The sequence below is a fragment of the Amycolatopsis sp. WAC 01376 genome (assembly GCF_003947415.1).
Classification (GTDB): domain Bacteria; phylum Actinomycetota; class Actinomycetes; order Mycobacteriales; family Pseudonocardiaceae; genus Amycolatopsis.
The window spans coordinates 324587-345783 of sequence record NZ_QHKL01000001.1; the positions used below are offsets into that span (position 1 = coordinate 324587).

Here is a 21197-nt window from a genome sequence, read left to right on the forward strand (position 1 = left end):
CTGGTCAACACTCCCGAAGTCCTACTGATCGGCGAACCCGCGCAGCAGTTCACCGAACTCGTCCACCGCTTCGGCGAACGGCAGATGCCCCACCTCAGGTAGCCAACGCACGACGGCCCCCTGAATCTTCCCGGCCGTGTATTCCGCCGACGTCGGATCGATCACAGCGTCCGCGAGACCATGGACGATAAGTACCGGTTTGTCCAGATCACGAAGTACGTCCTCGCTCCCGACGTCGCGCCGGAACAACGCGGAGCGCACCGCGGGCGGAGTGGAAAGGCAGGCGCCGAGCAGCGATTGGGTGAGTGTGCCGGACACCGGCGTGGCGGTCATCCGCCCGCTGAACTGCACCAACGCGGGAATCGCGACCGACGGATCGTCCGAAAGCACCGCCGGGATGGCCTCGCGCATCGCGGGGCCGACCTTGCCGCCGGGCCGGTTCTTGCCGATTTCTGTGATAGCGCCCACAAAAACGACGCCACCGAGCCGGGCGGAGCCGTGCACGCGGAGGTAGTCGGTGATCACGAGCCCGCCATAGGACCAGCCGACGACGATCGCGTCGTCACCGGCGAAGTCGAGGACGGAGGCGAGATCCTCCGCCCAGACGCGCGGATCGTCGTAGCCGGCGGAGGGCACTTCGGAGTCACCGTGACCGCGCAGATCCATCGCGACCAGGCGGAACCGCTCGCTGAGGGCGGGATCCGCCATCTGCGGCGCCCACGCCTTGGCGGACTGGGCCCAGCCGTGCACGAACACGATCGGACGGGTGTTCTCGGCGCCTTCGACCCACAAGCCGATGCGGGTCCCGCCGTAGCCGACTACCTCGGTCTTCATGCCCGCACTTTAGGAGGTCGGCCGGGGTGGTCGTGAGTGGCGATTCGGGTTAGAACCCGAATCGCCACTCACGACCCGCTGTACCGAACGGCCACCGCCGCCCTCGCTCACCTACTTGATCGCCGAGAGCGCCTTCCACGACTTCCAGTCGTAGAACCAGTTCTTGACGTCCGATTTCATCGGGCTGCCCAGTTTCGACCCGGTGATCTCCACCGGGTCGCCGATCATCGCGGTGTCGAAGTACTTCTTCGCGTCCGAGTCGAGCAGGTTCACGCAGCCGTGCGAGGTGTTGGCCTTGCCGATGTTCGCCGCGTTGTCCTGGTTCTCGTGGATGTACTCGCCGTTGTTCGAGATCCGGCAGGCCCACTTCTTGTTGACGTTGGTGTAGCCGTAGCGCGCGTTGTCGAACCGAGCCGTCGGCTCCTTCGTCATCACGATGAACGTGCCGTTGGGGGTGTTGCGCTGGACGTCGGAGTCGAGTCCGTTCGAACACGGGTAGCTCGCCGATTCGGACCCGCCCCGGTAGACCTTCATCACCTTGTCCGGAGTGTTGATCTTGACGACCTGGTTGCGGCCGATCTTGAAGTCGGTGGTCACGTCGGCCTTGCCGTACGCGCCGCCGCCGAGCGCGACGCCGTAGAGCTTCGCCTCGACACTGACCTTGATGTTGGCGGGCCAGTACTCCTTGGGCCGCCAGTCGACCTGCGTGTCCGAAAGCCAGCCCCAGGAGCCCTCGACGTCCTTGTCGGTCTTCACCTTGAGCGCCTTTTCGGCGGCCGCCTTGTCCTTGACCGGGGACGCGAACTTCACGCTGATCGGCATCGCGACGCCGACTTCGGCGTCGTCGGTCGGGTTCAGCGTGGCGCGAATCTCCTTGGCGGGCTTGACCGTGGTGAAGGAGCCCTTGAACTCGGCGGGCTTGTTGTCGCTGCCGGTGGCCTTCGCGGCGTACGTGTACGTCTTGCCGTAGCCGAGGACTTCGGAGCTGGTCCAGGTGAGCCCGTCGGGGGAAAGTTCACCCTTGACGTCCTTGCCGCCGTCCGCGCTGACCTTGACCTCGGTGAGCTTCCCGTCGGCGACCTTGACCACGACCGGGGTCACCACGGAGGCGTCCTTGGCGTCGGCGGCGGGTTCCGCGGTGATCTTCGCGACCGGAGCGGCGTTCTGTTCTTCGCCACCGCTGCCTTCCGGCTTGGCGTTACCGCCTTCTTCGCTGGAGCAGGCCGCGGCCAGCATGGCCGCCCCCGCGGCGAGCGCGGCCTTGAACACCGTGCGCCGTTCGATCACCGTCTACCTCCCACTGGCCCCCCGCGAGCTTCTACCCGCTCAGCGCTGAGGACCTCTCCGACGTTACCCGCGGCGACGGAACTCACCCTCGCCCCTCACGGGGATAGACGCACGGGAGCGGCGCGGGGTTGTTCACCACCCGCATTTAGTCCTCTGAATGCGGTCTTTGCGCGTGCAAGTACCGCATTCAGAGGACTAAATGCGGGTAGGGGCTAGAGCGAGCAGTTGATGAGCAGGGGTTCGGGGTGCAGCGAAACACCGAAGCGAGCCTCGACGCCGTCGCGCACTTCGCGCGCCAGAGCGAGAAGGTCCTCTGTCGAGGCCTTGCCCCGGTTCGTGAGCGCGAGCGTGTGCTTCGTCGACAGCGAGACCCGGCCGCCGGGCCCCTCGTGGCCCTTCCCGAATCCGGCCCGCTCGATCAGCCACGCGGCGGACAGCTTCGTGCCGCCGGGTGCCGGATACTGCGGCACGCGCACGTCCTCGCCGACGACGTCCACGATCCCCGCGAGCACCTTCGCCAGCCGCGCCTCCCCGATGATCGGGTTGGTGAAGAACGAGCCCGCGCTCCACGTGTCGTGGTCGTCGGCGTCCAGGACCATGCCCTTGCCACGACGCAGGCCGAGGACCGCTTCGCGCGCTTCGGCCGTCGGGACCCGGTCACTGATCTCGACGCCGAGCGTGCGGGCGAGTTCGGCGTAGCGAATGGGGGCCGAGAGGCCGTCTTCGCTGACCTTGAAGCGCACTGTGAGTACGACGCCCGCGTCCGTCCCCTTCAGGATCGACGTGCGGTAGCCGAAGCCGAGTTCCTCGGCGGTCAGCGTGCGGATTTCGCGGGTGGCGCGGTCGTAAAGATCGACCGAGACCAGCGACTCGGCCACTTCGCAGCCGTACGCGCCGACGTTCTGGATCGGCGTCGCGCCGACCGAACCGGGGATGCCGGAGAGGCATTCGAGCCCGCCGATGCCCTCGGCGACCAGCCCCTCGACGAAACCGTCCCAGTTCTGGCCCGCCGCGACCTCGACGAGATCTCCGTCACGTGTCCATCCTGTGTTGCCGACCTTCAGTACCGCGCCGTCGAAGCCGTCGTCGGCGACGACGAGGTTCGAACCGCCGCCGAGCAGCAGGACCGGCTCACCCGCTTCGTCGGCTTCGCGGACCGCCTCGACCAGGGCCTGCACGGTCTTCGCCTCGGCATATCGCCGCGCCGGACCGCCGAGCCGCAGGGTGGTGTGGTCGGCGAGGGCGGCGTGCTGGGTGGGAGTTTCGGCAGTGCTCACGCCCGTGAACGGTACTGTCTGGCGCCATGGCCTCCCGTATCGAGCACCGCTCAACGTTCTCCGCCGACGTCGCGACCACGTTCGACGCGGTCGCCGGCGAGGCGGCGCTGCGGGCAAGGCTGGAGCAGATCGGCGGCGACGACGCGGAGCTGCTGGAGTTCGTCCCGGCCGGCGACGGCGTGCGCTACAAGCTGCGTCAGGGCATCAGCTCGGACAAGCTCCCCTCGGCCGTGCGGACGCTGCACCGGGGCGATCTGGTCGTCGAGCGCGAGCAGACCTGGAAGGCCGCCGGAGCCGGCTACACCGGCACCGCGACGGCCTCGGTCTCGGGCGTGCCGGGCGAGATCACCGCGAAGACGTCGCTGACCGGCGAAGGCGAGCAGGCGACGCTGGTCAACAGCGGCGAAGTCAAGGTGCGGATCCCGTTCGTCGGCGGGAAGCTGGAAGGCGTGATCGCCGAACAGGTCACCAAACTGCTGGAACGCGAGGCCGAATTCGTCGCGAAGTGGCTGGCCGAGCGCTGAAACCGGTCGGGGCACCGACACGGGGCACGACCAATCCCAACCGGCTCCGCCGCGTGGACCGGTGGCTCGCGAGCGACCCCGGCGTGACGCGGCTGCTGCGCCGCGCGGACGAACCGCTCGTCGTGGACCTCGGCTACGGCGCCTCACCGGTGACCACGGTCGAGATGGCGCGGTGGCTGCGCACGGTCCGGCGCGACGTCCGGGTGCTGGGCCTGGAGCTGGACGCCGAACGGGTCGCCGTCGCGCAATCCGCCGTCGACCGGCCGTGGCTGGACTTCCGGCGCGGCGGTTTCGAACTCGCCGGGACGCGGCCGGTGCTGGTGCGCGCGTTCAACGTGCTGCGGCAGTACGACGAAGCCGAGGTCCCGGGCGCCTGGTCGCTGATGCTGGACGCGATGACGCCGGGTGGACTGCTCGTCGAAGGCACCTGTGACGAGATCGGACGGCTGAGCACCTGGATCGCGGTCGGCGCCGACGGGCCACGCACGCTGACCCTTTCCGTCCACCTCGCCAGTCTGGAACGTCCGTCCACAGTGGCCGAACGACTGCCCAAGATCCTCATCCATCGCAACGTCCCCGGCGAACGCGTCCACGAACTACTGTCCACTCTGGACGTTTGCTGGGCGACGGCGGCGCCGCATCAGAACTTCGGCGTCCGTGCCCGCTGGGCGCACGCCGTGCACCTGCTCACCGCCCGGGGCTGGCCGGTGCTGAACAGGCCGTCACGGTGGCGGCTGGGTGAACTCACCGTGCCGTGGTCGTCAGTGGCCCCCGACTAGGAATTCATCGGCCGAACCCCGCTCCGTCACCCCAAAGCGACCTGCGGTGATCACGATGGAACCGTGGAACTGCTGGAGTACGTCACCGAGCTGCTCGAGGGCACGCTGGGATCGCCCTGGCTGTGGGTGATCGTGTTCCTCGTGTCCGGGTTGGACGCGCTCCTGCCGTTCATGCCGAGCGAGACCACCGTCATCACCGTCGCCGTCCTGATCGGCACGGATTTCCCCCAGCTGGCGCTACTCGCGCTGGTCGCGGCGCTCGGGGCCTGGCTGGGCGACTGCCTCGGCTACACCCTCGGCGCGGCCGCGGGTCCGCGAGCGCTCGCCCGCCTGCAACGCGGACCGGACGGGATCCGGCGCTACGAATGGGCGAAGATCCAGGTGCGGCGCAACGCCGTCCTGCTGATCCTCGCCGCCCGCTATCTGCCCGGCGGCCGTGTCGCGAGCGGGCTCGCCAACGGCAGCCTCGGATATCCGCCGGGCAAGTTCGTCCCGCTCGACGCCCTCGGCGCGAGCATCTGGGCGGTGTACAGCGTCCTCATCGGTCTCGTCGGCGGAGCGGCCTTCGCGGACGAGCCGGAGAAAGGCCTTCTGCTCTCCTTCGCGCTCGGCCTGCTGCTGGTCGCGGCGATCGAGATCGGGCGGCGGGTCCGCGTGCGCATACTGACCCGGCGCCGCGCGGCGGCCGGGACCAGCGACAATGGTGTGTGTGTCGAACCCTGAACGTCGCTATGTGATCTCCTTCGGCTGCCCCGACCGCACGGGCATCATCGCCCGGATCTCGGGTTTCCTCGCCGAACACGGCGGTTGGATCGTCGAAGCGGCGTACCACACGGACCCGGACACCGGCTGGTTCTTCACCCGCCAGGTCGTCCGCGCCGACTCGCTGCCGTTCGACGCCACCGAACTGCGCACCCGCTTCGCCGAGGTCGCGACGTCGCTCTCGGCCGAGTCCAGCTGGCAGGTCAGCGACACCGGCGAGCGCCGCCGTGTGGTGATCCTCGTCTCCAAGGCCGGGCACTGCCTCTACGACCTCCTCGGCCGCGTCGCCTCCGGGGAACTGGACGTCGACGTCGCCGCGGTCATCGGCAACCACGCGTCGCTGGGCGACATCACCCGCGCCCACGGCATCCCGTTCCACCACGTCCCGTTCCCCGCCGGTGACGCTACTGCCAAGGCGGCCGCCTTCGCCGAGGTGCGGAAACTGGTCGACGAACACGACCCGCACGCCGTCGTCCTCGCCCGGTTCATGCAGGTCCTGCCCGCGGAACTGTGCGAAGCGTGGGCCGGGCGGGCGCTCAACATCCACCACAGCTTCCTGCCGTCGTTCGTCGGCGCGCGGCCGTACCACCAGGCCCACGCGCGCGGCGTGAAGCTCATCGGCGCGACCTGCCACTACGTCACCGCCGACCTCGACGCGGGCCCGATCGTCGACCAGGACGTCATCCGCGTCGACCACGGCGACTCGGTCGAGGACATGGTCCGCAAGGGCCGCGACATCGAGAAGGTGACGCTGGCGCGCGGGCTGCGGTGGCACCTCGAGGGCCGTGTGCTGGTGCACGGGAACCGGACTGTCGTCTTCTGATGGTTCACTAAGGTCATGGGGACCTCAGAGATCAAAGTGATCGAGACGCGCGAAGCGCTCCGTGAACACCTCGGCCACCCGGCCGAGCGCACCAAGGGGAAGATCATCCCCTTCCTCGACCAGCACGCGCGCACGCTGATCGAACACTCGCCGTTCTACCTGCTGGCGACGGCGTCGGCCGACGGGACCTGTGACGTCTCCCCGCGCGGCGACCCGGCCGGTTCCGTGAAGGTGCTCGACGACAAGACGCTGGTGCTGGCGGACCGGCCCGGCAACAAGCTGCTCGACAGCCAGACCAACATCCTCGAGAACCCGCACGCCGGGCTGCTGTTCCTGATCCCGGGGATGAACGAGACACTGCGGATCAACGGCCGCGCGAAACTGGTCGCGGACGCGCCGTTCTTCGACGACCTCGTGGTCAAGGGAAAGCGGCCCGCGCTGGCGATCCTGGTCGAGGTCGAAGAGCTGTACATGCACTGCGCCAAGGCTTTCCTGCGGTCCTCGCTGTGGAAGCCGGAAACCTGGCCGGAGCGGTCCAGCCTGCCGACCGCCGGCCAGATCTTCCGGGACCAGATGAAGCTGGACATGACCGCGGAGGCGCTGGACGCGGCGCTGACCGAAGGCGCCCTCACGACGCAGTACTGAGCCCCCGCGCGTGCAATGAAAGGACCGTTCCTTGCAAATTTTGCAAGGAACGGTCCTTTCATTGCACTTGAGGCAGGGTCAGACGCGGACCAGCATCTTGCCGGTGTTCGCCCCGCCCAGCAGGTCGAGGAACGCCTGCGGCGCGTTGCGGATACCGTCCACAATGGTCTCCGAGTACTTGAGCTCACCGGAGGTGACCAGCGGCGCGACCTCCTTCACGAACTGCGGCTGCAGCGCGTAGTGGTCGCCGACCAGCATGCCGCGCATGGTGAACCGCTTCGCGATGATCGAGGCGAGATTGCGCGGCGCGGCGGCCGGTTCGGTGTTGTTGTAGACCGAGATCATCCCGCAGATCGCCATCCGGCCGTGCAGGTTGATCGAGTCGATGGCCGCTTCGAGGTGCTCGCCGCCGACGTTGTCGAAGTACACGTCGATGCCTTCGGGCGCCGCCGCGCGCAGCTGCTCGGCGACCGGGGCGTCCTTGTAGTTGAACGCCGCGTCGAAGCCCAGTTCGTCGGTCAGCCACTTGACCTTCTCGTCGGTGCCCGCGCTGCCGATGACCCGCTTCGCGCCCTTCAGCTTCGCCAGCTGGCCGACGACGGAACCGACCGCGCCCGCCGCGCCGGACACGAAGACGGTGTCGCCTTCCTTGAACTCCGCGACGTCGAGCAGCCCGGCGTACGCGGTGAGCCCGGTCATGCCGAGGACGCCGAGGTATGCGCTGATCGGCGCGGCCTCCGGGTCGACCTTCACCGCGTGCTTCGCGGCGACGACGGCGTGGGAGCGCCAGCCGAGGCCGTGCAGCACGATGTCGCCCGGCTGGAAGTCGTCCACGGTGGACTCGAGCACTTCACCGACGGCGCCGCCGTGCATGACCTTGCCGACCTCGTACGGCTCGGCGTAGGACTTCGCGCTGCTCATCCGGCCGCGCATGTACGGATCCACGCTCAGCACCTGGTTGCGGACCAGGATCTGCCCCTCGCCCGGAGTCGGGATTTCGACGTCGGCGATCTCGAAGTTCTCGAGCGTCGGGACACCGTGCGGACGGGAGGCGAGCCGGATCTCGGTTGCGTTCACGGGGTAACTCCAAGTCTGTTGCGAACCTCAAGCGGGGCGATCGCCCCGTATTCACGACGGGTACAACGAGCTAACCGGGGCGACCATTCCGATTGTGGCGAGCGCTACACGACCTCGGCGAGTTTGCCGAGCACTCCCTCGTAGATCCGCTTGAGCCCGCCGGGCGCGAAGGTCTTCTCGAAGAAACCGCCGATGCCGCCCGCGCCGTCCCAGGTCGTCTCGATGCGGACGAGACTGCCCTCCGGCACCTCGCGGACGGTCCACGTGGTGACCATGCTGGAGTTCGCATCGGTCTCGACGAGGGTGCCTTCGGACGGCTCGGTCACCGTCGCGGCGACGTCACGCACGCGCTTTGACGTCGCCTGAAGCTTCCAGCGCGCCTTCGTGCCCGCGCCGACTCCGCCTTCGGTGACCTCGTAATCGCGGTAGTGCTCCGTCAGCAGCTTCGGCCGGGTTTCGGTGTAGTCCGCGACGAGCGCCCTGACCTTGTCCGCCGGCGCCTCGATGGTGCGCTCCGCGATGGCCGTGACCTTTCCCATCCCACTCCCTTTCACCCGTGTTGCAACGACAGCGTCCACGATTGCACCGCTGTCCGCGGCCGGAGCGGGCGCCCCTCCCCGAATGCAATGAACGGTCCGTTCCTTGCGAAATTTGCAAGTAACGGACCGTTCATGGCGCGCGAGGTGACCTAGATGAGGGACTTCTCCTTCAGCCACTCCTTCGCGACGTCGCCCGGCTTCTCGCCGTCCGCGTCGACGCGCTTGTTCAGCTCACGCAGCTGCACGGTGTCGAGGGCCTTGCTCACGGCGTTGACGGCGGCCGCGAAGTCGGCGCCGCGCTCGTCGAGGACCTTCTTGTTCACCGCGGGCACGACGTTCTCGGTCGGCACGATGGCGAGGTCGTCCTCCAGCGCCACGAACTGCGGGTCGCCGACGAGCGGGCTCACCGAGTCGACCGGGATGACGGTGACCTTGCCGGACCGCAGCTGCTCGACGCGCGGGCCCGCTTCCTGCACGGTCTGGAAGGTGGCCTTCAGCTTGTAGACGTCGGTGAAGCCCTTGAAGCAGGGGAGCCGCTCCGCGCACTCGGGCGCGCCGGCGACGACGACCTTGTCGACCTTCGACAGGTCGCTGATCTTCGCCAGCCCCTTCTCCTTGGCGAGATCGGCCTTCACGATGTAGGTGTTCTTGTTCTCCGCCGGCGACTGCTCCAGCAGGGCGACGCCGTCGGGCTCGAACAGCTTCTTGAGCTGCTCGTGTTCGCCCTGCGCGTCTTTCGCGGCTTCCTTGCCGAATCCGGTGCTGATGGCGGCACCCTGGTACTCCGGGACGAACTGGAGCTCGCCGGACTTCAGCGCCGGGTAGATCAGCTCGCGCGAACCGAGGTTCAGCTTGCGGGTGATCGGGTAGCCCTTGGCCTCCAGCGCGTTCGCGTACAGCTCGGCGAGGATCACGCTGTCGGTGAAGTTGAAGGAGGCGACCACGATCGGCGCCCCGCCCTTGCTCTGCACGGCCGGGGCCGCCGCGTCGTCGCCACCCCCACAGGCGGTCATACCGAGGACGGCGGCGGCGAGCACCGCGCCCACTCGAACATTCCGTGTCCAGCGCACGTGCACACTCCTATGACTCGTTCAGAGGAATGGACAGTATCCCCGGGTCACGACAGAATCCACATTTTGAGAGTTGCGCCCCGTACGCTCCCAGAGAACGGAATCCGGCGCCCCGAACGGGGTAAGGTCGGCCGGTGCGAGCCTCCTCCGTGTTCCCCGTTCCCGCCCAAGGCGGACGGCCGCTCTTCGAGTGGCGGTGGGTGGACCGCCATCTCGACGAGATCTTCGAACGGCTCGGCGAGCACATCACGTTGACCGCGGCAGCCCTCGCCATCGGGCTGGTGGTGTCGATCGGTGTTTCCGTGGTTTCGCTGCGTCGCCGGTGGTTCTACGTCTTCGCGCTGAGCGTGGCGGGTTCGTTGTACGTCATCCCGAGTCTCGGCGCCTTCGCCGTACTGGTGCCCTTCACCGGCCTGACGTCCTTCACGACCGCGGTCATCCCGTTGGCGACGTACACGTTGCTGATCCTCATCCGCAACATCGTCACCGGCGTCGAACAAGTACCCAAGGAAGTCCGGGAAGCCGCCATAGGCATGGGTTTCACGCGTTCGCGGTTGCTGTGGCAGGTCGAACTGCCGCTCGCGCTGCCGGTGGTGATCGCAGGGCTGCGGGTCGCGGCGGTGACCACGATCGGGCTGGTGACGGTGACTTCCATGCTCGGCAAGGGCGGGCTGGGGTACTTCATCCGTAACGGGATCCAGACCGCGACGCCGAATCCGACGTCGATCATCGTCGGCGTCGGGCTTTCCGTGGTACTGGCCGTGGTGGTGGATCTGCTGCTGTGGCTCGGTGGGCGCGCGCTCGCGCCGTGGTCGCGGAAGGCGGCGCGATGAGCATCATCGACCAGGCGATCGAGTGGCTGGGCGAACCGAATCGCTGGAGCTGGTCCGATCCGGCGGGTGTGCCGTACCGGACGGTCGAGCATCTCCAGTTCTCCTTGGTGGCACTGGCGATCTCGGCGGTGCTGACGATCCCGCCCGCGTTGTGGCTGGCGCATTACCGCCGCGCGCAGTTCCTCGCGACGAGCGCGGTGAACATCGGCCGCGCGATTCCCAGCTTCGGGCTGGTGATCCTGTTCTGGTTCCTGGCTTCCCGGCTGGAGGTCGACACGACGTTCTGGCCGCTGATGCTCGCGCTGGTGGCCTTGGCGCTGCCGCCGTTGTTCACGAACACCTACGCGGGAGTCCTGCAACTGGAGCAGGAAACCGTCGACGCCGCGCGCGGAACCGGTTACCGCGAGTGGCAGATCATGCTGCGCCTGGAGTTGCCGCTCGCGTCACCGGTCATCCTCGCGGGTGCCCGCGTCGCGTTCCTGCAACTGGTGGCGACCGTCGCGATCGGCGCGATCGTCAACGACGGCGGCGGGCTCGGACGGTACATTGTGGACGGTTTCGCGCTCGGCGATCCTGGCCACGGCGAGATCCTGGCGGGCGGCATCGCGGTCGTCATCCTGGCTTTGGTGTGCGAGGGCGTTTTCGCGCTCGTCACTCGCTGGGTGACTCCGCGCGGGCTGGCCATCCAGTCCCGCGCGGATGCCCGTACCTGATCCCGCCGCTATTCGAGTAGCCAAACCCAGAACTGGTCACCGTCGAGGATGTGGTTCCGGCCGAGGAAGTCGCTCAATGCCTCCTCCATCGCGTGGCAGACCGGCGAGAGGACCGGTTTCACCGTGAACGACGGCCCTTCCGTGGTCCCCGGCGAAAGGCCGGCCCCGTCCAGCGTCGTGTTGAACGGGTACACGGCGCACTCGATGACCGTTCCGTCCGGACCGGTATGCCAGTCCGGACCCCAGCGCGCCGCGCAGTACCGCTCGGCGACCGCCTTGTTGGTGTCCCTTGCCGCCCGGTCGTGCTGGATCCGCGTGAGCGGATAGGTGCGCTTTCCGCTGCGCGTGGACGCGTTCCCCGCGTAGTAGCGGCCTTCCGACGGCCCGGGATACGTGCCGGCGATATCACCACGGAAAGCGTCGGACACCAGTCTTCCGTACGAATCGCGGACGTCCAGGAGAAACATCGGCGTTTTCGGGAAGACGCACCTGCTCCCTTGGACGTAGTCGGCGACATCGCACCGCACGTCGGACGAGAGGGGCGGTGCGTCCAGGTCACCGATCTCGCCCTCGATGAACAGGGATCGGCCCAGCTTGTACCAAGTACGCTTTTCGGCCTGGATCTGCGGCGGGTCCGCGGAATTCGGGACGTCCTCGCCGCGCATGGTGAACCCGGTGTACTCGATCCGCTGCGCCTTCCAGTCCGCGATGCTCTTCGTGAGCTTGGTTTCGGACGCGTCGCAGTCCGCGGACCCGGCCGGATTCTTCGCGGTGCAGGTCATGTCGATGCCGAAACGCGTGGTGTCGGGCAGACCGTGGTGGGAGAGGATGGCCACCTCGTGGCCGATGACGACACGGCGCTGCGAGGGCTCCATGTTCCGGATGACGACCACCCGCGCGAGCAACTCGGCGACGAGCGGGCAGGCCGAATCCGGGCAGGCGCGCCGCTGATGACGCACATTCGTGATCTGACAGGTGGAAAACCGATTTTTGAGGTAGCCGACCAACGGATCCGGGCGGCTGGGCGAGCATTCGCCGAAGGTGACCGGCTCCGGCGTATTCGACCCGGATTTGGAAACTTCCCGGAATACCTCCGAAGGCTTCGCCAGTGGCACGCTCGGCACCGATGCGACGGTCAAGATCGCCATTGCGACAACGAGAAAGAGACGGCCGGATCTTCGACGGTTCACAGTATCCCCGTTCAGAGAACAAAGGTGGACCGCTCACGGTAAAGGAGCGTCACCGCCGAGTGCACTCCGGCATTCGAGGGGCGGCGGTTCCGTTATCGCGCGAATGGAGGCATTTCTCCCGAGCGCGTGGCTCGCCGGAACGGCCCGAAAGAATCAGAATTCATTACGGCGGCGAGAGCAGCCACCTCCGGCCCCAAGGACCGATCCTCGGCCACCGGCGGCACCAACGCCCGGAGCCGCTCATAGGTCGCGCGAAGCCCTGGCGAACCATCCCCGGCTGCCAGGAATCGCGCCTGCGAACCCGTGATCAGTTCGCAGGCCGTGATGGCGAACATCCGCGCACAAGCGTCACGCAGCTGGTTCCCCGCCGCCCAGGCGAACGCCTGCACGTCCTCCTGCCCACCGGAAGTGTCGACGGAACCCAACGTCGCGGGCGTGGCCAGCCGCCGCAACGCGTGCAGTTCCCCCACCGCGCGTTTGTGCAACGGCACCAGCCCCGCCTGCGGTCCCGGGTCCATAGCGAGTTGCGCGGGGAGGCCGCTGAATCGCTCGTCGAGCAACCGGTGCGTCCGCTGCACGCTCACTTCGCCGAGATGCACGAGCGCCGCCGTCACCGCGTCCATCCGCAGCCCGAGTTCGACGGCGTGGAATCCCGTCGTGGACACGAATTCGCCGTCGAGGAAGGACGGCGAGTCGGTCGGCATCGAACGCCGCAGGACAGCGCCCAGCTCGTCGTTCACCCGCGTCAGGTGGGCGATCGCCCGCGGCGCGACGCGCACGGAGATCGGCGCCTGGACGACTTCCGGGCGCACGGTGAAACCATCGAGCAAGCCACCGATCTCGTACAGCACCGACTCCAGCACACGGTCGTCTCCCGCCAGCGCGGGGCGATAGATCGCTTGCGGCGCACCGAGAACGTCGATCGCGATCGCGGCGGCCAGCGTCTGGAAGTCCACCACCTGCTGGACTTCGGTCCGCGCGAACGCCGCGAGCGTCTCGGCCAGTGGCGAGCCCTGGATGAGGGTCGCGCCCTCCTTGAGGCCCGGCTCGTACGGCTTCGCCAGCACCTCCGACGCGGGCGTCTCGACGCCGTCCACCAGTACGGTCCCGGCGCCGAGAAAGGTCTGGAAGGCATGCGCCAGCGGGATGATCTCGCCGGCGCTGCCCAAGCCCGTCCTCGGCACGGCGGGCGTGAATCCCTCGTTCAGCCGGTCGACGAGGAACGTCACCAGCTCCGGGCTCGCGCCTGCCTCGGGCGCGAGCAGATCCCGCAGGCGCACCAGCAGAAGCCAGCGCACTTCGGCGGCCGAGAGCCACGGCGGACCGCCGACGGCCCGGCCGATCAGCAGATTCCGCTGGTGTGCGCTCGATGCGGGCGAAGCGACTCCCGCGAGCCGCCCCATCCCGGTGTTCACGCCGTAGACAGGGCGGTCGGACAGCGCGGCGAGGACGCGGGCGCGGTTCTCACCGAGGCCGGCGAGCAACGCGGCGTCGATCTCGAGGCACTCGGCCTCGAACGCCGAAGCCAGCGAGAAGTCCTTAGTGGACAGTCTCACTCGACGGGACGCGCGAGACCGTCGATCACTTCGGCACCGGGCAGGGACGCGAGGGTCGAGCCCGAGATCAGCAGCTTGCCGCCGCGGACACCGCTGCCGATGACCAGTTCGGGTTCGTCCGCGACGCGCTGGTCGATCAGGATCGGCCAGCCCTCCGGCAGGCCGACCGGCGTGATGCCGCCGTACTCCATGCCGGTGAGCGAGACGGCCTCGTCCATCGAGGCGAAGGAAGCCTTGCGGACGTCGAGGCGGCGCTTGATGACGCCGTTCACGTCGGCGCGGGTGGTCGCGAGGATCATCGCGGCGGCGAACCGGACCTCGCCGGCGCGTTTGCCGGCGACGACGACACAGTTCGCGGACGCGGAGAGCGGTGAGCCGTACGCCTCGCAGAAGGCGGCGGTGTCGGCAAGGTCCGCGTCGATCTCGACGACGTCGACGGCGTCCGGATCGGGAAGGACGGCGAGTGCCTTGGCGACGGGCTCGGCGAGCAGGTCCGCGCGGGAGAGGGCGGGGACGACGGTGAGGGTTCCGGCGATGGTCCAGTCAGTCACACCGCCACCCTAATATCTGTCGGTGAACCCGCGTCCGCGATCGACGTCGGCAGAGCGCTGCTTGGTAAAACACGTGACGATGGGCGATCAGGGCGCCCTGCCACCGCGATAGCGGGGCCTTCGGCCGGGCGGGTTCACGCGTTCAGTGACTTTTCCGAGTACGTCTCAGCTCCGCCGACCGGCACTCGATCACCAGTTGCGGCCGCCGCGCTGGACCTCGATGAGCTTGGGGCGGACGTCCACGAGGTAGACCAGGACCGCGACCAGCGCGGGCAGCCACAGGATCATGCCGCCGCCGTAGAACTCGAAGAGGGTCAGCACCACGGTGGCCCCGCCGGTGATGAGCATCCAGATGGGCTTGGTCTTGCGATCGGCGGCGGAATACGCGTCCGCGCGCTGCAGCAGCGCATGCACGAAAGCGAACAGCCCCGTCAGTGCGCCGCCCCAATGAATGGCGATGAGGATCCAGGTGGCAACGAACACGAAGTCAGCTTACGTCAAACCGGGCGAATGCCCGGGCCCCTGGCACCGAAGGCGGTGTCAGGGGCCCGGGAGTCCACGCGGATCTTTACTTCTCGGTGGTCTTCGGCGCGGTGGCCGGCTTCTTGGCGACCGGGCTGCTGGTGGTGCGGCGCGCGGGGGCCGTGGTCTTCGGCGCGGTCTTGTTGGCGACCTTGCGCGAAGCCGAGCGGGTCTCGTGCGCGAGGTCGTCGCCGATCTCCTCGACCTCGTCGGCGATCTCGCCGGCGACCTCGGTCACCTTGCGGGCGGTCTTCTCGCCGGCCGAGCGGGTGCCCTTGGTGACCTTGCCGAGCACGGTGTCGATGCGCTCACGGGCATCGCTGGTGGCGTCCTCGACGCGGTCCTGCGCGGTGCTCAGTGCGTCCTCGAGCTGCTCGATGGCCTTCTTGACCTGCGGCTGCGCGGCGATCTTGTCCCACGCCTGCTCGCCGGACTCCGCCAGCTTGTTGTACAGCTTCAGCGCGGCCTCGGTGTACTCGTCGATGACCTTGCGCAGCTCGGCCGGGTCCAGCTTCTCGCGGAGGCCCTCGACGTCGTGCGGCAGCTCTTCGATGTTCTTGCGGGCGCTCTCGCTGCCCTCGACGACGCGCTCCTTGGCCTTCGACACGGCGTCGACGACGGCCTGGCCCGCCAGGTTGCCGGCACCGAGGGCGGCAAGCAGCGGGGTGCGGACCTGGTCGAGGGCGGTGTGCTTGCGGTCGGTCTTGTTCTTCGTGGCCGTGGTCATGCTGACTCCTTGGATTCGGTGGCTTGTTCTGGGGTTGTCGCCACCGGTTCTGGCTTCGCGGCGGCGTTCTCGCGGCGGAACGTTTCGTAGACGTCGAGCAGGACCTGCTTCTGCCGTTCGGTCAGCTCGAGGTCGGCGCGGATCGCGTCGCCGACCGGGCCGCCCGTGGGCAGATCGAGGATTCCCGCTTGCACGTAGAGCGCCTCGGCCGAGATTCGCAGGCCTTTGGCGATCTGCTGCAGGATCTCCGCGCTGGGTTTGCGGACCCCGCGCTCGATCTGGCTCAGGTACGGATTGGACACGCCGGCGAGTTTCGACAGCTGCCGCAAGGAGATCTTCGCGTTGCTGCGCTGCTGGCGGATGTACTCGCCGATGTCGGAAGCGATGTCCGCGACCTTCTCCATCGGCCCGCCCGATGCGGGCTGATCCCGGTTGGTGTCTGACATCGGTCACCTCCTCGCGACGTCTTCAACACTACGCCGGGGTGCTAGCTATTGCAAGCACTCTGCTTGCAACCATCGGGTGTGTTGGTGCTCACCCCGCTACCGTGGAGGGATGTCGAACGCGACGCGGCTGCGGCGGCGCCTCGTCGAGCGTCTGCTCGCCGAGGGCGTGCTGCACGACGCGCACTGGATGTCCGCGTTCCGCTCCGTGCCGAGACACGTCTTCCTGCCGCGGATCTTCGTCCCGGCGTCGAACGGCTGGGCCGCGATGGAGCACGGCGACGAGGGGTGGCTGCGCCGCGTCTACTCCCCCGACGTGCTGGTCGTCCAGCTCGACGACGACTCCGGGCTCTGGGAACGGGCGCGCTATCTCGGCGCGCAGCCGGGAACGCCGACCAGTTCGTCCAGCCAGCCGTCGATCATGGCGATCATGCTCGAAGAGCTCCGGGTCGCCGACGGGCACCGCGTCCTCGAAATCGGCACGGGCACCGGCTACAACGCCGCCCTGCTGTGCCATCGGCTCGGTTCCGGGCTCGTGTACACAGTGGACATCGACCCGGAGCTGGTCGACGCCGCGCGCAAGCGGCTCTCGGAGATCGGGTTCGCGCCCTCGTGCGCCGCGGCCGACGGTGCCGAGGGTTTCCCGGCGGGCGTGCTCTACGACCGGGTGCTCTGCACGTGCTCGGTGTCGTCGATCCCGCCCGCGTGGCTGGAGCAGACGGTGCCCGGTGGACTGATCGTCACCACGCTGAACCGGCCGATCGGCGGCGGGCTCGTCCGGATCGTCGCCGGTGAAGGCGCGACGGGACAAGGACGGGTGCTCGCCCGCGACGGTCGCTTCATGCCGCTGCGCGCGCACCGCTTCAAGCCGTCGAAGGCGCTCGAAGGCGACGTCGCTTGGCGGCCGACGCGGCTGCCGATGGGAGCGATCACCGAAGTCCGCAGCCGCTTCGAGTTCTTCGCCGGGCTCCAGCTTCCGGGCGTGACGGCCGCACGAGAAGGCCAGAGCATCACCCTGCTCCACCCGGACGGCTCATGGATGCGGCATCGGCAGAGGGGCAGCGAGTTCGAAGTGGCCGAAGGCGGCCCGCGACGGCTATGGGAGATCGTCGAGACCGCGTACGAGGAATGGCGTGAACTCGGCGAGCCGGGGCGGGACCGGTTCGGGCTCAGCCTCGACGGCGAAGACCAGGTGATCTGGCTGGATTCACCCGATGGCCGCAGTTGGCCGTTGCGCCCCTGAAAGCAGGCCACGCACCCACTTCTCGACGTGGTCGACGGCGTCGTCCACCGGAAGGCTGGTGGTGTCGAACAGCTCGACCGGCGGAGTCATCGAGGGCGCTTCCGCTTGCAGCCACTCGTTGAACTCCAGCATCTCCTCGACCCGCTCCTCGTCCCACTCGCGCCAGGCGGGCCGCGCTAGCAAACGCTTGCGCAGCGCGTCGGGCTCGCTGACGAGCGCCAAGTAGTGGATGTCGGAGAAGAAGACGCGCTCGGGCAGCCGCTCGAACTCGGGCGGCGCGACGGTGCCGCAGAGCACGACCGGCCTGCCGTTCTGGTGCAGCATCGCCGCCATCCGCAACCAGGTCGAGCGGAACGCGGGATGGCCGGGGACGTCGTCGCGCAGCGCCCCCGTCCACAGCACGTCCTGCTCGACCACGAGCGCGAGATCGCCGAGCCGTTCCGCCAGCCGCGGCCCGACCGTCGACTTGCCGGCGCCACTCGGCCCGGTCAGCGCGAAGAGCGGAAGCCGCCGGAACGGCCACCGGTGCGCGCACACCGCGCACACCAGCAGCCCGCTCTCGACTTGTGGCCGTTCGGCGCGATCACCGCAGGCCGGGCAGATCTTGAGATCGAGGACCACGGTCAGTCGAAGAGACCCTCGAGGAAGCCGCCCTTACGACGCTTGTGGCCGTACCCGTGCGGCGAATCCGCGTAACCCCCGCGGTGCCCCTTGGGCGAGTCCGCGTAGCCCCCGCGGTACCCCTTCGGCGAGTCGGCGTACCCGCCCCGGTGCGGGCGCGGGGAGTCCGGACGGCCGTAGTGCGGCGCGGGCGCGTGGCCACCTCCCTGATACGGCGGAGGGGGCTGGTGCCCGCCGTAGTACGAGTTCTCGGCACCGGCGATGGCCTCCAGCTCGCCCCTGTCCAGGAAGATGCCGCGGCATCCCTGGCACTGGTCGATGTGGACACCGTTCTTGTCGACGGTCTTCATGGCGTTCTGGCACTTCGGACAAATCACGTATCAGAGATTACGCATTTTTCGCGTCCGAGGTCAGCAGGCGCACAGACAAAACGGGTGTCCGGCCGGATCCGCGTACACCCGGAAGGTCTCCGGGGCGTCGTCGAGCAGCTTCGCGCCGATCTTCAGCGCGCGCTCGTGCCCGGCTTCCATGTCGGTGACGTCGAGGTCGAGGTGCGCCTGCTGCGGGTTCTCCGCGGACGGCCACTCCGGCGGCCGATAGTCCGGCACGCGCTGGAACGAGAGCCGCGCGCCGCCTTCCGGATTCCGCAGAGTCACCCAATGGCCGTCATCGGCGACTTCGGCGGGCTCCCAGTCGAGCAGCTCGCGGTAGAACTCCGCCAGCGCGACCGGATCAGGGCAGTCGAGGGCCACCGCGCCGAAGGTCGGTACCGCACCCATGGGTCAGCCTCCTGAATGATCGAGTAACCAGTGAACTGAGTATGCGGGTTATCGGAGCCGATGACAACAGGTGCCGCCCGTACACTGGGCGGGGTGAACACCGACGCGTCCCTGGTGGTCGAGTTTCTGAACACGGTGAACGTCGACCGCGGCACCGACCTCCTGGACGATCTGGAGTCCTGGCAACGCTGGGCCAGGGATCACCGGCTGCGCGCGGATACCCCCGCGGCCGCGCGTGAAACCCGGGACGCGCTGCGCGCCGCGATCGGCGACCCGAGACTCCCCCGGCTTGGCCTGCGCGCACCGGCGGAGATCATCCTCGGCCAGGAAGGCCCGCTCCTCGTCGCGGAAACGGTCACCGAGGCCGTGATGGCGGCGTCGACCCGGCTGACCGTGCTCGGCGAATGGATCCGGCTCAAGATCTGCCCGGCGGACGACTGCCTGTGGGCGTTCTACGACGAATCGCGCAACCGGTCCAGGACGTGGTGCTCGATGCGGGCCTGCGGGAACCGGGAGAAGGCGCGGGCCTGGCGAGCACGGACCGCGGACGTCTCGACCTGAGGCCCTTCCCACGCAATCAGTCACCTACTTGCGGGCGTGAGCACACGCGTAACTCGCGTGATCGAGGGCGACACTCGCGTGATCAGGGGCGTAACTCGCCCGAGGCCGGATTCCGCACTGTGTTCCGCCTTCGATCACGCGAGTTACGAGTCCCATCACGCGAGTTACGGGTTCCATCACGCGAGTTACGACTGGCACATGCGTCTTCCGGCCGCCGGCCGGAGCTCGCGCGTCGTCACGGCCCGCTGCTTCGCGCGTGCCCGGATCCCTCACGGATGTCATGAAAGGGTCGTTCAGGACATTTTTCGTCCTGAACGACTCTTTCATGACATCCGGGCCAGCGGGCCTCGCCGGCCACCGCCCCACCGCGACCACAACTTCTGGGGTCACCCACCCCCGAGTTACCCCCAGGGGTTGTGCACACCGTTAGGCCAAAAACGTGAAAAGCTGTGGATAACCCTGGGGATGACTCCACTTCCTGTGGACAACTCGCGGTAAGGCTTCCGGAGTGTGGTATATGCGCCCCCGCTCAGAAGAGCAGCTGCGCGACCGCGTAGATGACGAGTCCGGCGAGCGCGCCGACCACCGTGCCGTTGATCCGGATGAACTGCAGATCCCGGCCGACCTGGAGCTCGATCTTGCGCGAGGTCTCCTCGGCGTCCCAGCGCTCCACGGTGTCGGTGATGATCGTGGTGATCTCCTGGGAGTAGTGGGTGACCAGGTAGGCAGCCGCACCCTCCACCCAGGTGTCCACTTTGGACCGGATGTGGTCGTCGGAGACCAGCCGCCCGCCGAGGGCCTCGAGACCGGTGCGCACCCGGCGCCGCAGCTCGCTCGACGGATCCTCGGCCGCGTTGAGCAGCATTTCCTTCGCCGTCGCCCACGCCGAGCCGATCAGCTTCTGCACCTCGTCATGCCCCAGCATCTGGGATTTGACCTGTTCGGCGCGCGCCATCACCTCGGGATTGGTCTGCAGGTCGAGGGCGAATTCGCCGAGGAACTTGTCCAGCGCCAGCCGCATGGGGTGGTTGACGTCGGTCTTCACGGCCCAGACGAAGGACAGCACCTCGCCGTAGACCTTGTCCGCGAGCATCTCGTCGACGAACTTCGGCGACCAGCTCGGCGCCCGGTCCGAGACCACGCGCAGCATCGTCGAGTGGTTGTCCCGCACCCACTCGTAGCCGCGGTCGCACATCAGGTCCACCAGCTTGTGGTGCGCCCCGTCGGCGAACACGCCTGCCAGGATCTTGCCGAGCGGCGGGCCCCACGGCTTGTCCACGATCCGCTTGACGACGGCCTGTTCCATGATCGCCTGGACGTCTTCGTCGCGGAGCACCTTGACCGCGGCCCGCACGACGGTGGCCAGTTCGGACGTCACCCGCTCCGCGTTGGCGGGCTGCGAAAGCCAGCCGCCGAGCCGCTTCGAGACCTCGATCCGGCTCAGCTTCTCGCGGATCACGGACTCGGACAGGAAGTTCGAGCCGACGAAGTCACCGAGGCTGCTGCCCAGCGCGTCCTTCTTGCTCGGGATGATCGCGGTGTGCGGGATCTTGATCCCCAGCGGATGCCGGAACAGCGCCGTCACCGCGAACCAGTCGGCGAGCGCGCCGACCATCCCGGCTTCGGCGGCCGCGCGGACGTAGCCGACCCAGCCCGGCCAGCCCGCGGCCTCGGCCCAGCTGGTCAACAGGAAGATCACCGTCGCGCCGAGCAGGAACGACAGCGCGACCATCTTCATCTTGCGCAGGCCACGCGCCTTTTCCTCCTCAGCGGCGGTTCCACCGGGCGGATCGGCTGGGGTCACCTTGGCGGGCGTCAGTTGCTCCACACCGCCATTGTCC

At 68.1% G+C, this 21197-nt stretch carries 25 protein-coding genes; 9 read left to right on the forward strand and 16 right to left on the reverse strand.

Annotated features, from left to right (window positions below; genetic code table 11):
* Nucleotides 1-21 precede the first annotated feature (21 nt).
* From DMH03_RS01635 to DMH03_RS01645, 3 genes are all read right to left on the reverse strand, one after another.
* The gene (locus DMH03_RS01635) at nucleotides 22-834 is read right to left on the reverse strand and encodes an alpha/beta fold hydrolase (RefSeq protein ID WP_125790239.1); all 813 of its coding nucleotides are present in this window, start codon (nucleotides 832-834) and stop codon (nucleotides 22-24) included.
* 111 nt (nucleotides 835-945) lie between these two features.
* Complete coding sequence (locus tag DMH03_RS01640; RefSeq protein ID WP_125790240.1) at nucleotides 946-2121, reverse strand: Ig-like domain-containing protein; 1176 nt, start codon at nucleotides 2119-2121, stop codon at nucleotides 946-948.
* Between the two features lie 212 nt (nucleotides 2122-2333).
* A complete protein-coding gene (locus tag DMH03_RS01645; RefSeq protein WP_125790241.1) occupies nucleotides 2334-3398 on the reverse strand; it encodes a UDP-N-acetylmuramate dehydrogenase in 1065 nt (354 codons plus the stop codon).
* Between the two features lie 26 nt (nucleotides 3399-3424).
* Here DMH03_RS01645 and DMH03_RS01650 point away from each other — a divergent pair, with 26 nt between their 5' ends.
* The 5 genes from DMH03_RS01650 (at nucleotide 3425) to DMH03_RS01670 (ending at nucleotide 6931) form a co-directional block, all read left to right on the forward strand.
* On the forward strand, nucleotides 3425-3922 hold the full coding sequence (locus tag DMH03_RS01650; RefSeq protein WP_125790242.1) for a DUF2505 domain-containing protein: 498 nt from the start codon (nucleotides 3425-3427) through the stop codon (nucleotides 3920-3922).
* On the forward strand, nucleotides 3904-4701 hold the full coding sequence (locus DMH03_RS01655; RefSeq protein WP_125790243.1) for a class I SAM-dependent methyltransferase: 798 nt from the start codon (nucleotides 3904-3906) through the stop codon (nucleotides 4699-4701). Before DMH03_RS01650 ends, DMH03_RS01655 begins: the two co-directional genes overlap by 19 nt.
* Before the next feature lie 63 nt (nucleotides 4702-4764).
* Nucleotides 4765-5424: a DedA family protein gene (locus DMH03_RS01660; protein WP_125790244.1), complete on the forward strand. Its 660-nt coding sequence runs from the start codon at nucleotides 4765-4767 to the stop codon at nucleotides 5422-5424.
* On the forward strand, nucleotides 5402-6286 hold the full coding sequence (purU, locus tag DMH03_RS01665; protein WP_199748632.1) for a formyltetrahydrofolate deformylase: 885 nt from the start codon (nucleotides 5402-5404) through the stop codon (nucleotides 6284-6286). Before DMH03_RS01660 ends, purU begins: the two co-directional genes overlap by 23 nt.
* A 15-nt stretch (nucleotides 6287-6301) precedes the next feature.
* Entirely contained in the window at nucleotides 6302-6931 is a 630-nt protein-coding gene (locus tag DMH03_RS01670; RefSeq protein ID WP_125790246.1) for a pyridoxamine 5'-phosphate oxidase family protein, read from the forward strand.
* A gap of 78 nt (nucleotides 6932-7009) precedes the next feature.
* Here the strand turns inward: DMH03_RS01670 and DMH03_RS01675 are convergent, their stop codons facing one another.
* The 3 genes from DMH03_RS01675 to DMH03_RS01685 all read right to left on the reverse strand — a co-directional run bounded on the left by DMH03_RS01675 (nucleotide 7010) and on the right by DMH03_RS01685 (nucleotide 9593).
* Nucleotides 7010-8008, reverse strand: a complete 999-nt coding sequence (locus DMH03_RS01675) for an NADP-dependent oxidoreductase (RefSeq protein ID WP_125790247.1) — start codon at nucleotides 8006-8008, stop codon at nucleotides 7010-7012.
* A 104-nt stretch (nucleotides 8009-8112) separates the two neighbouring features.
* Nucleotides 8113-8547 carry an SRPBCC family protein gene (locus DMH03_RS01680; RefSeq protein ID WP_125790248.1) on the reverse strand — a complete coding sequence of 145 codons (435 nt, stop codon included), beginning with the start codon at nucleotides 8545-8547 and terminating at the stop codon, nucleotides 8113-8115.
* A 149-nt stretch (nucleotides 8548-8696) separates the two neighbouring features.
* Nucleotides 8697-9593, reverse strand: a complete 897-nt coding sequence (locus DMH03_RS01685) for an ABC transporter substrate-binding protein (RefSeq protein ID WP_125791488.1) — start codon at nucleotides 9591-9593, stop codon at nucleotides 8697-8699.
* 173 nt (nucleotides 9594-9766) lie between these two features.
* Between DMH03_RS01685 and DMH03_RS01690 the strand changes: the two genes are divergently transcribed.
* Together DMH03_RS01690 and DMH03_RS01695 are read left to right on the forward strand one after the other, a co-directional pair.
* Entirely contained in the window at nucleotides 9767-10450 is a 684-nt protein-coding gene (locus DMH03_RS01690) for an ABC transporter permease (RefSeq protein ID WP_199748733.1), read from the forward strand.
* Nucleotides 10447-11163: an ABC transporter permease gene (locus DMH03_RS01695; RefSeq protein ID WP_125790250.1), complete on the forward strand. Its 717-nt coding sequence runs from the start codon at nucleotides 10447-10449 to the stop codon at nucleotides 11161-11163. The genes DMH03_RS01690 and DMH03_RS01695 overlap by 4 nt, the downstream gene beginning before the upstream one ends.
* 8 nt (nucleotides 11164-11171) lie before the next feature.
* Here the strand turns inward: DMH03_RS01695 and DMH03_RS01700 are convergent, their stop codons facing one another.
* The 6 genes from DMH03_RS01700 to DMH03_RS01725 all read right to left on the reverse strand — a co-directional run bounded on the left by DMH03_RS01700 (nucleotide 11172) and on the right by DMH03_RS01725 (nucleotide 16113).
* A complete protein-coding gene (locus DMH03_RS01700; protein ID WP_233611227.1) occupies nucleotides 11172-12122 on the reverse strand; it encodes a transporter in 951 nt (316 codons plus the stop codon).
* A 323-nt stretch (nucleotides 12123-12445) separates the two neighbouring features.
* Nucleotides 12446-13909, reverse strand: coding sequence for an aromatic amino acid lyase (locus tag DMH03_RS01705; RefSeq protein ID WP_125790251.1), 1464 nt, complete (start codon nucleotides 13907-13909; stop codon nucleotides 12446-12448).
* On the reverse strand, nucleotides 13906-14460 hold the full coding sequence (locus tag DMH03_RS01710; protein ID WP_125790252.1) for a YbaK/EbsC family protein: 555 nt from the start codon (nucleotides 14458-14460) through the stop codon (nucleotides 13906-13908). The genes DMH03_RS01705 and DMH03_RS01710 overlap by 4 nt, the downstream gene beginning before the upstream one ends.
* A 189-nt stretch (nucleotides 14461-14649) precedes the next feature.
* Complete coding sequence (locus tag DMH03_RS01715; RefSeq protein WP_125790253.1) at nucleotides 14650-14943, reverse strand: DUF2516 family protein; 294 nt, start codon at nucleotides 14941-14943, stop codon at nucleotides 14650-14652.
* An 85-nt stretch (nucleotides 14944-15028) separates the two neighbouring features.
* Complete coding sequence (locus DMH03_RS01720; RefSeq protein ID WP_125788643.1) at nucleotides 15029-15709, reverse strand: hypothetical protein; 681 nt, start codon at nucleotides 15707-15709, stop codon at nucleotides 15029-15031.
* Nucleotides 15706-16113 (reverse strand): helix-turn-helix domain-containing protein, encoded by a 408-nt coding sequence (locus DMH03_RS01725; RefSeq protein ID WP_125791490.1) that lies wholly within the window; start codon nucleotides 16111-16113, stop codon nucleotides 15706-15708. Before DMH03_RS01725 ends, DMH03_RS01720 begins: the two co-directional genes overlap by 4 nt.
* 151 nt (nucleotides 16114-16264) lie before the next feature.
* Here DMH03_RS01725 and DMH03_RS01730 point away from each other — a divergent pair, with 151 nt between their 5' ends.
* On the forward strand, nucleotides 16265-17395 hold the full coding sequence (locus DMH03_RS01730) for a methyltransferase domain-containing protein (protein ID WP_125790254.1): 1131 nt from the start codon (nucleotides 16265-16267) through the stop codon (nucleotides 17393-17395).
* Here DMH03_RS01730 and DMH03_RS01735 read toward each other — a convergent pair.
* The 3 genes from DMH03_RS01735 to DMH03_RS01745 are packed head-to-tail and all read right to left on the reverse strand — an operon-like array spanning nucleotide 17360 to nucleotide 18795.
* Nucleotides 17360-18016, reverse strand: coding sequence for an AAA family ATPase (locus DMH03_RS01735; protein WP_125790255.1), 657 nt, complete (start codon nucleotides 18014-18016; stop codon nucleotides 17360-17362). The two genes, DMH03_RS01730 and DMH03_RS01735, sit on opposite strands and share 36 nt — an antisense overlap.
* 2 nt (nucleotides 18017-18018) lie before the next feature.
* On the reverse strand, nucleotides 18019-18393 hold the full coding sequence (locus tag DMH03_RS01740; RefSeq protein WP_125788640.1) for a zf-TFIIB domain-containing protein: 375 nt from the start codon (nucleotides 18391-18393) through the stop codon (nucleotides 18019-18021).
* A 33-nt stretch (nucleotides 18394-18426) separates the two neighbouring features.
* The gene (locus DMH03_RS01745; RefSeq protein ID WP_125790256.1) at nucleotides 18427-18795 is read right to left on the reverse strand and encodes a VOC family protein; all 369 of its coding nucleotides are present in this window, start codon (nucleotides 18793-18795) and stop codon (nucleotides 18427-18429) included.
* A gap of 60 nt (nucleotides 18796-18855) precedes the next feature.
* Here DMH03_RS01745 and DMH03_RS01750 point away from each other — a divergent pair, with 60 nt between their 5' ends.
* Nucleotides 18856-19356 (forward strand): CGNR zinc finger domain-containing protein, encoded by a 501-nt coding sequence (locus tag DMH03_RS01750; RefSeq protein ID WP_125790257.1) that lies wholly within the window; start codon nucleotides 18856-18858, stop codon nucleotides 19354-19356.
* A 529-nt stretch (nucleotides 19357-19885) separates the two neighbouring features.
* Here DMH03_RS01750 and DMH03_RS01755 read toward each other — a convergent pair.
* A complete protein-coding gene (locus DMH03_RS01755; RefSeq protein WP_125790258.1) occupies nucleotides 19886-21184 on the reverse strand; it encodes a DUF445 domain-containing protein in 1299 nt (432 codons plus the stop codon).
* Nucleotides 21185-21197 lie beyond the last annotated feature (13 nt).

What these genes read in the sequence shown, in the direction of transcription:
- DMH03_RS01635 (WP_125790239.1), bottom strand. Translation starts at nt 834, where the DNA reads ATGAAGACCGAGGTAGTCGGCTACGGCGGGACCCGCATCGGCTTGTGG.
- DMH03_RS01650 (WP_125790242.1), top strand. Translation starts at nt 3,425, where the DNA reads ATGGCCTCCCGTATCGAGCACCGCTCAACGTTCTCCGCCGACGTCGCG.
- purU (WP_199748632.1), top strand. Translation starts at nt 5,402, where the DNA reads ATGGTGTGTGTGTCGAACCCTGAACGTCGCTATGTGATCTCCTTCGGC.
- DMH03_RS01670 (WP_125790246.1), top strand. Translation starts at nt 6,302, where the DNA reads ATGGGGACCTCAGAGATCAAAGTGATCGAGACGCGCGAAGCGCTCCGT.
- DMH03_RS01680 (WP_125790248.1), bottom strand. Translation starts at nt 8,547, where the DNA reads ATGGGAAAGGTCACGGCCATCGCGGAGCGCACCATCGAGGCGCCGGCG.
- DMH03_RS01695 (WP_125790250.1), top strand. Translation starts at nt 10,447, where the DNA reads ATGAGCATCATCGACCAGGCGATCGAGTGGCTGGGCGAACCGAATCGC.
- DMH03_RS01720 (WP_125788643.1), bottom strand. Translation starts at nt 15,709, where the DNA reads ATGACCACGGCCACGAAGAACAAGACCGACCGCAAGCACACCGCCCTC.
- DMH03_RS01725 (WP_125791490.1), bottom strand. Translation starts at nt 16,113, where the DNA reads ATGGAGAAGGTCGCGGACATCGCTTCCGACATCGGCGAGTACATCCGC.
- DMH03_RS01730 (WP_125790254.1), top strand. Translation starts at nt 16,265, where the DNA reads ATGTCGAACGCGACGCGGCTGCGGCGGCGCCTCGTCGAGCGTCTGCTC.
- DMH03_RS01745 (WP_125790256.1), bottom strand. Translation starts at nt 18,795, where the DNA reads ATGGGTGCGGTACCGACCTTCGGCGCGGTGGCCCTCGACTGCCCTGAT.
- DMH03_RS01750 (WP_125790257.1), top strand. Translation starts at nt 18,856, where the DNA reads ATGACAACAGGTGCCGCCCGTACACTGGGCGGGGTGAACACCGACGCG.